This window comes from Neohoeflea coraliihabitans (assembly GCF_019334345.1).
Taxonomy (GTDB): domain Bacteria; phylum Pseudomonadota; class Alphaproteobacteria; order Rhizobiales; family Rhizobiaceae; genus Pseudohoeflea; species Pseudohoeflea coraliihabitans.
In genome coordinates this window covers 26,239-40,271 of sequence record NZ_JAHWQX010000001.1, presented here as the reverse complement: position 1 = coordinate 40,271, position 14,033 = coordinate 26,239, and the positions used below count along the sequence as shown (strand labels likewise).

Below are 14,033 nucleotides of genomic sequence, written 5' to 3'. Positions count from 1 at the left end.
AAAGAGATCGAACCACGTCATGAGACGGGCCATCCACCACATGCATGCTCCGGCGCGCGGCGAAAGCTTGACCGCCTTCACGCGCGACAAGCCGGGCGGACCGGATCGGCGCATCCCCCGGATACCTTTGGGAGATTTGCGCATGCTGGCGTTGCTGGCCGCGTGCGGCCGGATCGTGCGTTGGCAGCAGCGCGAAAACTGGGATCGTGCCGTGGAGCGTATGGTGCACTTGCGCTACCGCAAGCATCTGCGCAAGCGCTATCCCAGTTTCGCGTTGGCGGTGAAGGCGGTGCTCGGCATCAGCGATGACGAGGCAGCGCAGATGTACAAGGATTCGCGCCGCGCCAATTATCGCCGCCTGATCATCGCCGCCGCGGAGATGGCGCGCATAAACTGGCAGCCGCATATCACTGTCACGGGGGTGGCGGAGGTCAAACGCGCGCTTGCCGAAGGTCACGGCGCCTTGATCTGGGGCACGAGCTTTCATTCTCAGACGCTGGTGGGAAAGCGTGGTCTGTTCGAAGCCGGACTGGCCGCGCATCAGGTCAGCGTGTTCAGCCACGGCCTGTCGCGCAGTGCTTTCGGCCGTCGGACGATCAATCCCGGTTATCTCCCCGCGGAGAACAGGTATCTGGCCGGCCGCATCTCGTTCGACCGCGGCGACGGGGTTGATGCGGCTCGGCAGGTGGCAAGGGCGCTTCGCTCCAACAAGATTGTTCTGATGACCAACAACATCTATGCCGGGACGCGTTTTGCCGAAGCGGCGTTCGGCGCCGCTGGCTGCATCGAACTGGCCACGGCGCCGGCCAATTTCGTCTTAAAGAGCAAGGCGGCAATGTTCATGATGTCGACATTCGAGATCAAGCCCTTCGAGCACTACGAAATCCGGATACGGCCGATCTGGACTGCGGCCGATCGGCGTGAGGGGGGCAGCGGCCAGGGCGATGCGCGGCGCGCCGATATGGCAGAGATCCTGCTGCGGGTTCGCGACGGCATGCTTGAGGACATCAAGCGTGCGCCGTCGCAATATGGTCTCTGGGGCAACCAGGTGAACGCGCGGACTGACAAATCGGTGGCGGGCAATGCCGCTCGTCCGGCGGGTGCGGATCGCGCCGAAGGGGAGGCGCAGTGAGGCAGACGTTTTCGATGGCCTGGCGCCAGCGCATCGCTCCGGTGCGTGCATTTCTGCGCCGCCTGCGGGTCTGGCGAAGGGCTCTGATGGCGTCGACCTGGCGACGATTGATGCAGCCCGAGCGTATTGTTGCCGTCACGGGCAGCGCCGGCAAGACAACGACGTCGAGACTGGTGTCGCAAATCCTCGCCAGTCAGGCGCCGACGCATGCGTCCATCGGCCACAATACGGCCAGTGCGATCGCCAAGCGCATTTACAGGGCGAGACCGCGGCACCGCAATTGGGTGGTGGAGGTCAGTGGCCATTCGCCCGGGGCCATCAATCCGGTGGCAAAATTCATCACCCATGATGCGGCGATTGTCACCACGGTCGGTCTCGATCATTTCAAGAATTTCCGCAGCAGGGAGGCGGTGGCCGCGGAAAAGAGCAATCTCGTGCGCACCTTGCCGGCGCACGGTCTTGCGGTTCTGAACGCCGATGATCCTCTTGTGGCGGCGATGGCGGCCCAGACGAAGGCCCGGGTTGTCAGCTACGGCCGTGCCGCAACGGCGGACATCCGCCTGGTCGATTGCGCGGGCCGGTTTCCCGATCCGCTGCGGCTGTCAATCGATGATGGAGCTCAAATTGTCGAATTGCAGTCGCAACTGGTCGGGGAGAGGTGGGCCACGGCCATCCTGGCGGCGTTTGCCCTGGGGCGCGGGCTCGGCATTCCCGCTGAACAGTGCGCGCGGGCGATCGCGGAGGCGGAAGCCGTGGCGGGGCGCGACTCGGTGCATTCCTATGTCAACGGTTCGGTGATTCTCGCCGACATCTACAAGGCTCCGGTCTGGTCCCTGGCGAGCGGTTTCGAAACCGTGCGGACGGCGCAGGCTTCGCGAAAGACCATCGTGATCGGAACGCTGTCGGATTATGGCGGTTCGGCACGCAAGAAGTATGAGGATGCGGCGAGGCAGGCTCTGGCGGTCGCCGATCGCGTGATCTTCACGGGGCCGCACAGCGCGCGCATTCGCCGTATGATCCCGCAGTATGGCGAGCGCCTGATGCCGTTCGAGGACCTTGCTGATGTCGCCAACTGCCTGCAATCGACGGCGCAGAAGGATGAACTGATCTATCTGAAGGGGTCATCCAAGGACAAGATGGAGCAACTTGTTCCCGATTTCCGCGCTATGGTGTCCAGCTGAGCGCAGTACCGCTTCTTACCCGGTCATTTGCTTGCGCGGCAGGTGCGTTGCCCGCCAGTAGCGGGCGCGCCGCTTGATGAGATAGAAGCGGCGCTTGAAATTCGGCAGGTGCCAGCGGGTGCGCCGCGCCTTGGCGCGCTGATAGTCGCTGATCGCCTTTTCGACATCGGCAAGCACGCCCGGGTGGCGCCCGGTTTCGGCGAGCGCCCGGCGCAGCACGCGAAGATCCGACTGCGATGCCTCGTCTCCCAGGTTGAAGATGTTCGGCGCATCCTGCAGATCCTTGGGGAAAGTCGGCGCCTGGTCAAAGGCGTCGAGTGCCGTCAGGCAGGCCATGGTGAAGCGGCATTTCTTGCACAGGCCGCAATTGTGGGTGGCGCTGTCCGTGCAGATGTGCAGCTCCCGCATCAGGGCCGGGTGCTCGAGCAGCGTGCGCGTCTTTTCAAGGCGGCTGACCAGTCCGTGGTGCTCAAGGCGCGCGCCGGCGGTGGCATGCAGTGGATCGAGGGTCGGATGCGACCCCCAGGGGCAGTCCCAGACCGTTTCGTCGCCGGACGAGGCAATCAGCACATTGTCGAAATGCCGGCCGAGCAAGTGGCGGATCGCCGCCATGGCCGAGCCATGATACAGGGTCCAGCCGAGATAGGGATGAATGACATAGCGCACGTTGGTTTCGATGAAGACCGGCGTCAGGCCGTAGGTCTCGGCTATCCTTGTCGTTGACGCAATCAGCCGCTCCGAGCCGTGCGCCATTTCGCCGGGGCGCTTTGCGTCGATCAGGCTGATCAGCGCGGTCAGGCGCGGGGCCGCTTCGGCCAGCGAATAGCTGGAATCGATGCCGCCGGAGTAAAACAGCGCGGTGCCACGCCCCTCGGGATAGTGGCGTTGCGTCGGTCCATCGGTGCTGACCGGGATGTCACGGTAGAACGGATACCACGAGCGCAGCAGATCCTTGATCGGACCGGCATTCTGCAACAGCCCCTGTTCAACTTCACCGTTGATCCGAACCGGTGCACCGAGTTCCATGGCCAGCGTCAGCCCGAGGCAGAACAACGCATCGCCATTGGCGGTCATCGGCAAGGCCGAAGAACGGAAAAACACCGTGCCGATGTCGGAGTTGCCGCCCGTCACCCGAACGCGGATGTCGCTGGGGTCGGTCGGCGTCTGATACGAAAGCTTCAAGAACGGCGGCATCAAAGGCTCCCTGATCGGTTGGTCGAAGCGGGGCTGTGATGAGCCCTGCCGGCGCGCCGGACGGCCCGGACCTTGGCCGGCCACATAGCGACGCGTGAGGCGGCCGTCCGCCGCCTGAGCCGGATGCGGCCATCTCGGACGTCGCACTCGATTGTTGTTCGTGTGACGCGGGCCGCGGCCCCGGTCGGGGGGCCGATACAGCGGTCAAAACCCGTGATTGGCAACGGCCTGTCCTCTGACAGGCTGAAGCGCAGCCGACCGGAGTGAAGCAGGGCCCTGCACCACTCCTCAACGCGCCTGACGGTCCACTCCGGCGTGATCAGCTCCTCTCCGGGCGCCAGTCGGCGATAGCTGCCGGTTTGCGGGATTTGCGAGCGCGCCGAAATGCGGCCGGCGAGAAAATCCAGAAGCGGTCCGGATGTGATCTGCGCGGCGGCACGTGCCTGCGCGGCATCCCAGTCGAGGAAATCGCGGGCCGGCGAGCGGGGCACCGCGGACTGGGCGATGATCGGTCCCTCGTCGATACCGGGTGTGAGGACATGCGCGGTGATGCCGCCGCATGTGTCGCCGGCCCCGTCAAGAAGCATGCCGACCCGCGGGGCCGGTCCCTTGTAACCGGGGAGGAGCGCCGGATGAAAATTGATGCCGCGGTTGCCAAACCGTGCCAGCAGCGAGGGGGGAACAATCTGCATCGTCATCAGCGTTATCAAAACATCTGCTCGGGTTGCGGCCGCTGCCTCGGTGGCTGCCGGCCAGGTTTTAAGGGGCGGGCAGAGGCGAACCGGTATCTGGTGACGGGCGAGCAGCCGGACGGTGTCCCATTCGGGGTAAAGGCGCCCGAACAGGCCGCCGGGCGGACGCAAAAGCGGGCTCTTGGCGGCGAAGCACCACACCTCGGCGATTGTATTGCCCGACCGCAACCAGGCTGCGAGGACCTGGGCGGTGATCCAGCTGCGGTCAGCGATAACAAGGGCGGTATGGCTGGTTTCGGGCAATCAGAACCGTCATCGCATGCGCGGCGTCGGATCCGCAACGACCCTTTGCCGGCAGCGGCTGCTGCCCTGACATCAAGATCGGTCGGATCGGCCATGTTGTGCCCCGTCCCGTCTTTATAGGCCGGTTGGGCATGGGGGCAAGGTCGAACCACCGTGGATGTGCGGCGAAACGAGTGAGCGGCTTGCAGGGAGACTTGCTTGTGCCTTCAGAGACCGGCACGCCTTTATTCTCACGGCTGCTTATTCGTCACGGCCGCTTATTTGTCACGGGCGCTTCGGCGTTCGGAGACCAGCCCTTCATAATCGAGAGCGCGCGCGTAATCGAGAATGTGAATCTGGACTTGCGCGATCGCCGCGTCAACATCGCCGGCTTTCAAGCGGGCAAGCAGTTCGTCGTGCTCCTCGATGATCGCAGTGAGGTCCTTCTGCAAGGTCGACAAGCCGAAGATGATGGTCAGCTGGCGGGCCAGCGGCTCCCACATATGCAGCAGAACATCGTTGCCCGACAGGCGGCAGAGCGTGCGATGAAACTCGGTGTCGAGGCGGGCGACGCCGTAGGAATCCTCGCGCTTCAAGGCCGCATGCAGTCGGTCGACGATATCTTCGAGCGGCGCGAGAAGGTCGGGATCGTCCTTGAGCCCCGCCATCACCTCTTCGGCGGCGAGCTTTTCCAGCACCGTGCGCACTTTCAGGATCTTCTCCAGGCGATCGACGCTGACATCCATCAGGCGCATGCCGCGATAGCGACTGCTGACGACGATCCCCTGACTTTCGAGTATGCGCAGCGCTTCGCGCACAGGCACGCGGCTGACGTCGAGCGAGCGTGCCACTTCCGCCTCGACGATCCGGTCGCCGGGCAAGAAAACACCGGTCGCCGTCGCCTCGACAATGGCATCGACGACTTGATCAACCAGAGTTTTTGCTTCGAGCGGTTGCAGCTTCGGCAAAGTGCCCTTGCGTGTATCGGGGCGGGATGGCGGCATTTGCTTCTTCTCACGCTCCTTGATTGGGTCATAAAAATCGTATACGATTATACGATAAATGCAAATTTCGGTCGCTTGATCCGGCAGGATATCGGATCAGGATGACGCATCCGGAGAATAATAACCAACAAATATAGAGGGAGACGGGAAATGGCAAAGACCAGCAGTTTGAAGAGGGCAGGGTATCTCTGTACCGGCCTGGTGGCCGCGGCATTGATGGGACTCGCCGCAGCACCGGTTCAGGCACAGACGGCGGGAGGCGACCTTGTCGTGGTGCAAAGCTCCAATCCTCCCAGCCTTGATGCGATGGTGACCTCGTCGCAGGCCTCCCGCAACATCACCATGAACATCTACGAGCCGCTGTTCGGCTTCAGCGAGGATATCCGCCCGATACCGATTCTCGCCGAATCCGTCGAGATTTCCGAGGACGGGACATCCTATCGCATTCCCCTGCGAGAGGGTGTCAAGTTCCACAATGGCGATGAGATGACTGCCGAAGACGTCAAGGCTTCGCTTGAGCGCTATCAGGAACATGGCGCCACCCAGTCGATGCTAGAGCCGATCGCCAGCATTGAGGTCACCGGTCCGCTCGAGGTGACGCTGACCCTGAAGGAACCGACGCCAACCTTTCTCGAGGCCTTTGCCTCGCCGCGCGCGCCGGCGGTGATCATTCCGGAAGAAGAAGCCGCCAAGGCGCCGAACGAGATCTCGTTCATCGGCACCGGGCCCTACAAATTCGTCGAGTATGTTCCCGACAGCCACGTCAAGCTGGAACGGTTCGACGAATACAGTGCCGATACCGACCATGAGGGGATCGATGGCTTTGGCGGAAAGAAGACCGCCTATCTCGACACGGTGACTTTCCGGGTGATTCCCGAGCCCGGCGCTGCGGTGGCGGCTCTCGAGACCGGGGAGGTGCATTTGCTCGAACAATTGCCGGTGCCAACCGCCCGCCGGCTGGCTTCAAATGACGACATTGAAATCTACGAGAACATGCCCTGGGCGTTCATGACCTTCATCTTCAACATGAAGGAAGCGCCGAGCGACAATCCGAAATTCCGCGAGGCGGTGCAGATTGCCCTGAACAACGAAGAGATCATGGCGATCGCAACAGAAGGGCTGTTCAACCTCTATCATGGCTGGATGTATGAGGGCTCGACCTATGACGCGGGCGATGTCGGCAAGGAGTACTACAATGTCGCCGACACCGAGCGGGCCAAAGCCCTGTTGGAGGAAGCCGGATACAACAACGAGGAATTCTCGATCCTGACCGATTCCACGATCCCCGAGCATGGCAAGGCCGGCGTTGTCATCGGCGAGCAGTTGAAGGCCATCGGCATCAATGCGGTGATCAACCAGGTTGACTGGCCGACGGCCCTGAAGATCAGGCTGCAGGATGAAGGCTGGAACGGCTGGACGCTGATGATGGGCATCGAGCCGTATCTCGGCCCGGCGGCGCTGATTTCGGCCCTGACCGGCGAGGCGGCGCATTTCCGCGACAGCGACGAGGAGCTCGACGCGCTCTACCAGGAACTGATCTCGACCGATAGCGAAGAGGGCCGCAAGGCGGTGTTCGAAAAAATCCAGAAGCGGATGTACGAATTCTTCGGTATCATCAAAGTCGGGGAAACGGGGCTGATGCAGGCCTCGCGCGCCAATGTCGAAGGCTTCAAGCCGTTTCGCTTCCCGCGGGTCTATGACGTCTGGCTGGAGCAGAACTAAGCCGGGCGGGCGAACGCTTGAAACAAAATCTGGGCGCGGCACCCCCGTCGCGCCCGGTCTGTCACAAGAAAGGCGCCTGACGATCTTTCTCGCGCCTTGAATGTGAACGGCGGCAAGAATGGCATGGGAGCTTGTCGCGAAACGTCTGTGCAGAGCGGAGCAGGGTTCTTGATTTCATTTCTCGTGCGACGTCTGCTCAGCGCCATCCCGGTGCTGATTGTCGTCTCGCTGGTCAGCTTCATAATCATTGCGATCGTCCCCGGGGACGTCACCGCGGAGCTCGCCGGCAGCGATTCGACCGAGGCGCAACGGGCCGAGATCCGTGAGCGGCTCGGGCTTGACCGACCGATGATCGAGCAGGCGGTGCGCTGGTACGGGCGGCTGCTCAGCGGCGATCTCGGCCAGTCCTATCTGCTCAACATGTCGGTTACCGATGCCGTGCTCGAACGCCTGCCGGTCACCTTGTCCCTGGCGGGTATCGCGCTTGTTCTGGCCATCGTGCTTGGCGTTCTGCTCGGCATCGTCTCGGCAATCCGCCATGACAGCTGGCTCGATCAGGGGTCGATGTCGCTGGCCCTGTTCGGCCTGTCGGTCCCCGATTTCTGGTTCGCGCTGATCCTGATTTCCGTGTTTTCGGTCGGGCTCGGCTGGTTTCCGACCGGGGGCTATGTGCCGCTCAGTGAAAGCCTGTTCGGCTGGGCGCGATCGATGACCCTGCCGGCCCTGGCACTGGCGATCACCCAGATGGGCGTGGTGGCCCGCATGACGCGCTCTTCGATGCTCGAAGTGATGAGTCAGGACTACATCCGCACGGCGCGCGCCAAGGGCATGCGCAGCCACACGATCATCTTCAAACACGCCCTGCGCAATGCCCTGGTGCCGATTGTCACGGTTGTCGGCGTGATGACCGGGGTCTTGCTGGGCGGGGCGGTGGTGATCGAACAGGTGTTTTCGCTGCCGGGCGTCGGCCGGCTGATCATCGGCGCCATCCAGCGGCGCGATTATCCGATCATCCAGGGCGGACTGCTGATCACGGCCGCGACCTTCGTGTTCGTCAATATTCTGGTCGATCTCGCTTATGGCTGGCTGGATCCGAGGGTGCGTGATGACCGTTGAGGAGGCAGCCGAAACACCTGAAGCGCTTGAGCGGGAGGTCGCCCGGGCGCGGCGCCGCGGCATTGTCCGCTTTTTCGGGCGGCTTGCGGCGCACCGGTCCTTCCGGGTCGGCTTTGCACTGTTCTTCCTGATCGTGCTGACCGCGGTGTTCGCGGACCTGATCGCGCCTTACGAGCCGAACAAGAACAATTACCGCAGCTTGCTGGCGCCGCCCTCCATGAAGCATTGGTTCGGCACCGACGGCTACGGGCGCGACATTTTAAGCCGGGTGATCCACGGCACGCGCATTTCGCTGGGAATCGGCATTTCGGTGGTGGTGATGACCGGCGTGTTCGGCGTGTTTCTCGGCATGCTGGCCGGCTATGTGCGCTGGCTCGACAATCTCCTGATGCGGGTCATGGACGGTCTGATGGCGTTTCCCGGCGTCCTGCTGGCGATTGCGCTTGCGGCGGCGCTCGGGCCGTCGGCGCTGAATGCCGTGATCGCGCTGACCGTGACCTTCACGCCGCGCACGGCGCGCATCGTGCGCTCCAGTGTCCTGGTGATCCGGGCGCTGCCTTATGTCGAGGCCGCGGTGGCGGTGGGCGCCGGGCATGGCCGCATCATCTTCCGCTACATTCTGGTCAATGCGCTGTCGCCTCTCATCGTGCAACTGACCTTCGTGTTCGCGGTGTCGATCCTTGCAGAGGCGATACTGAGCTTTCTTGGCGTCGGGCCACCGCCGCCGGCGCCGTCGCTCGGCAACATCATCGCCGAGGGGCGCACCTATCTGCAGGAAGCGGGCTGGATCGCGTTCTTTCCCGGCATTGCGATCGCCGCCGCGGTGCTTGGACTCAACCTGATGGGCGATGGATTGCGCGACGTCACGGATCCGCAATTGCGGCAGGGGCGTGAGGCTGGCTGAGGCCTGTGTAAGCAGAGAGGGAGGCAGCGATGAACGGTTCGCTTGATGGCAAGAAGGTTCTGATCACGGCGGCCGGGCAGGGGATCGGGCGCGCCAGCGCGCTGGCTTTCGCGCAGGCGGGAGCCCAGGTTCTGGCGACAGATGTCGACCCGGCGCTGCTCGCCGGCCTCGAGGCGGCACCGGGCCTTGGCACGCGGCAGCTCGATGTGCGCGATGCCGCCGCAATCGCCGATCTGGCCGCTGACACCGGTTGCGTCGACGTGCTGTTCAATTGTGCCGGCGTCGTGCATGGCGGCACGATCCTCGAACTCGAGGAGGCCGATCTCGACGCCGCTTTCGACATCAATGTCAAAGCGATGGTGCGCACCATCCGCGCCTTCCTGCCGGCCATGCTGGCGCAGAAAGAGGGCTGCATCATCAACATGGCGTCGGTGGTGTCGAGCTTGAAGGGAGCGCCGAGCCGGGCCATCTACGGCACGACCAAGGCGGCAGTGATCGGGCTGACCAAGGCGGTTGCTGCCGATTATGTCACGCAGGGCATCCGCTGCAACGCCATCTGCCCCGGAACGGTCGACAGCCCCTCCCTGCAGGGAAGGATGCGGGCCCAGGGCGATTACGAGACGGCGCGCGCCGCCTTCATCGGGCGACAGCCGATGGGACGGATCGGGACGCCCGAGGAGATTGCCGCTCTGGCCGTGCATCTGGCGAGCGCCGGCTTCACGACCGGGCAGGCCTATGCGATCGACGGTGGCTGGAGCATTTGAGGGCAGGCCGACATGGCTTCCGGCCGGCGGTTCTCAGGTGTCGGCGGCCACCTTCTGGCATTGCTCGCCGAGGCCTTCAATGCCGAGGCGCATGGTCTGGCCAGCCTTCAGGTAGACCGGCGGTTTCTGACCCATGCCGACGCCAGGCGGCGTTCCGGTCGAGATGACGTCGCCGCTTTGCAGGCTCATGAAGCGGCTGACATAGCTGATCAGTTCGGCAACGCCGAAAATCATCGTTCGGCTGGAGCCGTCCTGGTAGCGCTTGCCATCGACCTCGAGCCACATGGCGAGGGATTGCGGGTCGGGAATTTCATCGGCGGTGACCAGCCACGGGCCGATCGGACCAAATGTATCGCAGCCCTTGCCCTTGTCCCAGGTGCCACCGCGTTCGAGCTGATATTCGCGCTCGGAAATGTCGTTGATGACGCAATAACCGGCAACATGTGCCAGGGCATCGCTCTCCTCGATGTAGCGCCCGGGCTTGCCGATGACGACGCCAAGCTCAAGCTCCCAGTCGGTTTTTTGCGACTCGCGCGGGATCAGCACCGTGTCGTCCGGGCCGCAGATGGCGCTGGTCGCCTTCATGAAGATGATCGGCTCGGCAGGCAGCGGCTGGCCAGCCTCGGCGGCATGGTCGGCATAGTTGAGGCCAATGCAGATGAACTTGCCCACCGCGCCCACACACGGGCCGATACGACCATCCTCCGGCAACTGCGGCAGGGTCGCCGGATCAATGCGGCGGATCTCTTCAAGCCCGTCGGGTGTGAGCACTTCGCCAGCGATGTCGGAGACAATGCCCGAGAGATCACGCAGGCTGCCGTCCTCGGCGCGGAGAGCAGGTTTCTCCTGTCCGGGCTGGCCGGTGCGAAGAAGTTTCATAAGGGCTCCTTGAGCTAGTAGGTGGCGCGACCGCCGGACAGGTCGAAGACGGCGCCTGTGGCAAATGTGTTCTCGGCGCTGACGAGCCAGGCGATCATAGCGGCCGCTTCATCAAGTTCAAGAAAGCGTCCGCGCGGAATGCGCGACAGCATGTAGTCGATGTGCTCTTGCGACATCTGATCGAAAATGCGGGTGCGGGCCGCGGCCGGCGTGACGCAATTAACGGCGATGTCGTGACCGGCCATTTCCTTGCCGAGCGACTTGGTCAGGGCAATGACGCCGGCTTTCGAGGCGGAGTAGGCGGCGGCATTCGGGTTGCCTTCCTTGCCGGCGATCGAAGCGAGATTGACAATGCGGCCGTAATTGCGGCGTGCCATGCCGGCGACCACCGTCTTGCAACAATAGAAGACACCGTTGAGGTTGATGTCGACGATGCGCCGCCATTCCTCGACCGGATAATCGGCGACCGGAGCATTGGCACCGGCGATGCCGGCATTGGCGATCAGGATGTCGATCCGGCCCAGGCGGGCTTCGGTCTCGGCAGTGGCCTTCTCGACAGCTGCGAAATCGGTGAGGTCGACGGCGAGGAAAGAAGTCCCGGCACCCAGTTCGGCGGCGGTGCGCTCAGCAAGGGCCGCATCCTTGTCCCAGAGGCAGACCGTTGCACCGGAGGCGGTCAGCCGTTCGGCAACGGCACGCCCGATGCCCTGGGCGCCGCCGGTAACCACGGCGGTGCGATCCTTCAGGTCGATCTGGTTCATCAAGCCACTCCTGTCACGGCGTTCTCTGATGCGGTTCAGGCGGAGAAAAAGCGTCCGGCGTCGGGCGTGTAGCGGGCCAGCAGACCGGGATCAGGCGCCACGCCAAGGCCCGGAACGTCCGGTATTGGCAGCAAGCCATCCGCATCGAGGGCAAAGGGCTGCTGGGCAAGGCGATCCACATAGGCGCTGCCGCAGATGTATTCGACAAGGTCGCAGTCGGGAATGGCACTCGCCAGCTGCAGATCGGCGGCAAGACCAAGGGCGGTGTTCCAGCCATGGCCGACATAGCGCACGCCAAATTCGGCGGCCATCCAGGCGATGCGCCGCTGTTCGCTGATGCCGCCGACCTTGGTGACGTCAGGCTGCACGATGTCGAGCGCGCCGCGCACCAGCCATGGAGTGTAGGATTGACGGCGGGTCAGGACCTCGCCGCCGGCGACAGGCACAGGGCTTGCCTGGCGCAATGTGACATAATCATCGATGGCATCCGGCTTGAGCGGTTCCTCAAACCAGCCGACATCGTAATCGGCGAGCATATGTGCGGTGTTCAACGCCCATTTCAGACCGTTCGGCCAGTAGGCGTCACTGGCGCCGGCATCGACGAACAGGCGCGCATCGTCGCCGATGGCCGTCCTTGTGGCGCGAATGATCGCTTCATCCAGCCGGCGGTCATCGCGGCGTCCGAATGGACCCCAGCCGATCTTGAAAGCACGGTAGCCCTGTTCATACTGGGGAGCGACATGGCCTTCCATGCGTTCGGGGGCATCCATCAACAGCGAGCAATAGGGGCGGACGCGATCACGATGACGACCGCCGATGAGACGCCCGACCGACAGGCCCGTCGCCTTGCCGAGAATATCCCACAGGGCAATGTCGATGGCGCTGATCGCATGCGTGAGGGTGCCGCCCCGGCCGAGCCAGAAGGTATGCTGGTTGAGCTTCTCGCTGACCCGTTCGACCTCGAGCGCGTTTTCACCGATCAGAAGCGGGGCGAGCACATCAACCGCGCCCTGCACCAGAGCTCCGCTGGTGAAGGCGCTGCCGAAGCCCGAAACGCCAGCGTCGGTGTGCACGGCGACCAGCGCGTGTATGGAATCATCGGGCTCGATCTCGTGGCGCCAGCCGCCCTGCGGGCTCTCTCCGTGCAGGGGAGCGACCCGCACGGCGGTGATCCTTTGTGCGCAGAGCGAAGCCGGTTCGCTTGGCGGGGTGATCTTCGGCATGCCCGACTGCATCTCTTTCTCCTGACTGCAATGCCGCGATCCGCCGAATGCCGGTGTCGCCGACCTTGACTCCAGAAATATAGTATACAATCTTACGAAACAACCCTTTTAAGCGAGATCTCCCGATGAATGACAGTGCGGCACGGAGCAGGATCGTCACGACGATCGACTTCGAGAGGAACGGCCGGCAGGCCGGTTATGCGCGGGCGCCGTTGTCGCGCAACACTTCCGGCTGGGGCACGGTCGAAATTCCGATCGTCGTGGTGAAGAACGGGGAAGGGCCGACGGTGCTGCTGACCGGCGGGGTGCATGGCGATGAATATGAGGGGCCGATTGCCATCTCGCGGCTGGCTCGCACGCTGCGCCCCGAAGAGGTGCAGGGCCGCGTGATCATGATGCCGGCGGTGAATATTCCCGCCATTCTTGCCGATACACGCCTGTCGCCGGTCGACGGATGGGATATCAACCGCTGTTTTCCAGGAGATCCACGCGGCACGTTCAGCCAGATGCTGGCGCATTTTCTCGACAGCGTCATCCTGCCCATGGCCGACATTTCGGTGGATATGCACACGGCCGGACATTCGTTTGATTCGGCCTTGTCGACCAACATGCATCATGTCGCCGATGCCGGCATGCGCGAGAAGACGCTGGCGGCGGCGGCTGCCTTCGGGGCGCCTTACAACGTCGTGTTCGGCGGTGTCGACGAGGATGCGACCTTTACCTCCTGCGTCGAACGCCGCGGCATCATCTCGCTGGGCACCGAGCTGGGTGGCTGGGGGCGGGTGAATATCGAAGGTGTCCGTATTGCCCGCCGGGGCATCGAGAACATCCTCAAGCATATGGGGGTGATCGAGGGGGAACCGGTCACCGGACAGGCGGACGGAAGCGCGCAAACGCGGCACATGATGGTGCGGGATCCGGACTCCTATGTTTTCGCCCCACGCGGAGGCTTGTTCGAGCCGACCCATTATGTCGGGGCCGCGGTGCGGGCCGGGGACGTGGCCGGCTATCTGCATTTCATCGAGGATGTGGATTCAGAGCCGATCACGCTAAACTATCAAAAAGATGGTGTTATCTGGTTCGGCGCCGGTCCGGGCCGGGTGGCGCGCGGTGATGCCGTGGCGATCGTCATGGAGGATTACGCGGACAACTGGCCCAGTTATTGAACAGGCGCATGCG

At 63.4% G+C, this 14,033-nt stretch carries 13 protein-coding genes; 7 read left to right on the top strand and 6 right to left on the bottom strand.

What is annotated here, in order from left to right:
• Positions 1 to 19: 19 nt before the first annotated feature.
• Both KY465_RS00275 and KY465_RS00270 read left to right on the top strand, forming a co-directional pair.
• Positions 20 to 1,132, top strand: a complete 1,113-nt coding sequence (locus KY465_RS00275) for a lysophospholipid acyltransferase family protein (protein ID WP_219157136.1) — start codon at positions 20 to 22, stop codon at positions 1,130 to 1,132.
• Positions 1,129 to 2,313 (top strand): Mur ligase family protein, encoded by a 1,185-nt coding sequence (locus KY465_RS00270; protein ID WP_219157133.1) that lies wholly within the window; start codon positions 1,129 to 1,131, stop codon positions 2,311 to 2,313. Before KY465_RS00275 ends, KY465_RS00270 begins: the two co-directional genes overlap by 4 nt.
• 15 nt (positions 2,314 to 2,328) lie before the next feature.
• Here KY465_RS00270 and KY465_RS00265 read toward each other — a convergent pair whose 3' ends face one another.
• From KY465_RS00265 to KY465_RS00255, 3 genes are all read right to left on the bottom strand, one after another.
• Positions 2,329 to 3,507, bottom strand: a complete 1,179-nt coding sequence (locus KY465_RS00265) for a hypothetical protein (RefSeq protein WP_219157130.1) — start codon at positions 3,505 to 3,507, stop codon at positions 2,329 to 2,331.
• Positions 3,507 to 4,400: a formyltransferase family protein gene (locus KY465_RS00260; protein ID WP_346432599.1), complete on the bottom strand. Its 894-nt coding sequence runs from the start codon at positions 4,398 to 4,400 to the stop codon at positions 3,507 to 3,509. Before KY465_RS00260 ends, KY465_RS00265 begins: the two co-directional genes overlap by 1 nt.
• Before the next feature lie 359 nt (positions 4,401 to 4,759).
• Positions 4,760 to 5,485, bottom strand: coding sequence for a GntR family transcriptional regulator (locus KY465_RS00255; RefSeq protein WP_219157124.1), 726 nt, complete (start codon positions 5,483 to 5,485; stop codon positions 4,760 to 4,762).
• A 150-nt stretch (positions 5,486 to 5,635) separates the two neighbouring features.
• Here KY465_RS00255 and KY465_RS00250 point away from each other — a divergent pair, with 150 nt between their 5' ends.
• From KY465_RS00250 to KY465_RS00235, 4 genes are all read left to right on the top strand, one after another.
• Positions 5,636 to 7,207 (top strand): ABC transporter substrate-binding protein, encoded by a 1,572-nt coding sequence (locus KY465_RS00250; RefSeq protein ID WP_255561364.1) that lies wholly within the window; start codon positions 5,636 to 5,638, stop codon positions 7,205 to 7,207.
• Between the two features lie 168 nt (positions 7,208 to 7,375).
• Entirely contained in the window at positions 7,376 to 8,323 is a 948-nt protein-coding gene (locus tag KY465_RS00245; protein WP_219157121.1) for an ABC transporter permease, read from the top strand.
• Positions 8,313 to 9,227 carry an ABC transporter permease gene (locus KY465_RS00240; RefSeq protein WP_219157118.1) on the top strand — a complete coding sequence of 305 codons (915 nt, stop codon included), beginning with the start codon at positions 8,313 to 8,315 and terminating at the stop codon, positions 9,225 to 9,227. Before KY465_RS00245 ends, KY465_RS00240 begins: the two co-directional genes overlap by 11 nt.
• 29 nt (positions 9,228 to 9,256) lie before the next feature.
• Complete coding sequence (locus tag KY465_RS00235; protein WP_219157115.1) at positions 9,257 to 9,991, top strand: SDR family oxidoreductase; 735 nt, start codon at positions 9,257 to 9,259, stop codon at positions 9,989 to 9,991.
• Between the two features lie 33 nt (positions 9,992 to 10,024).
• On the opposite strand, the gene KY465_RS00230 is transcribed toward KY465_RS00235, so the two are convergent.
• Genes KY465_RS00230 through KY465_RS00220 form a run of 3 tightly spaced genes read right to left on the bottom strand, consistent with a single transcriptional unit; the run spans position 10,025 to position 12,866 of the window.
• Positions 10,025 to 10,870, bottom strand: coding sequence for a fumarylacetoacetate hydrolase family protein (locus tag KY465_RS00230; protein WP_219157113.1), 846 nt, complete (start codon positions 10,868 to 10,870; stop codon positions 10,025 to 10,027).
• A gap of 14 nt (positions 10,871 to 10,884) precedes the next feature.
• Positions 10,885 to 11,631, bottom strand: coding sequence for an SDR family NAD(P)-dependent oxidoreductase (locus tag KY465_RS00225; RefSeq protein WP_219157110.1), 747 nt, complete (start codon positions 11,629 to 11,631; stop codon positions 10,885 to 10,887).
• Positions 11,632 to 11,666: 35 nt separating this feature from the next.
• On the bottom strand, positions 11,667 to 12,866 hold the full coding sequence (locus KY465_RS00220; RefSeq protein ID WP_255561363.1) for a mandelate racemase/muconate lactonizing enzyme family protein: 1,200 nt from the start codon (positions 12,864 to 12,866) through the stop codon (positions 11,667 to 11,669).
• A gap of 113 nt (positions 12,867 to 12,979) precedes the next feature.
• On the opposite strand from KY465_RS00220, the gene KY465_RS00215 reads away from it, so the two are divergent.
• The gene (locus KY465_RS00215; protein WP_219157107.1) at positions 12,980 to 14,020 is read left to right on the top strand and encodes a succinylglutamate desuccinylase/aspartoacylase family protein; all 1,041 of its coding nucleotides are present in this window, start codon (positions 12,980 to 12,982) and stop codon (positions 14,018 to 14,020) included.
• Positions 14,021 to 14,033: the final 13 nt, after the last annotated feature.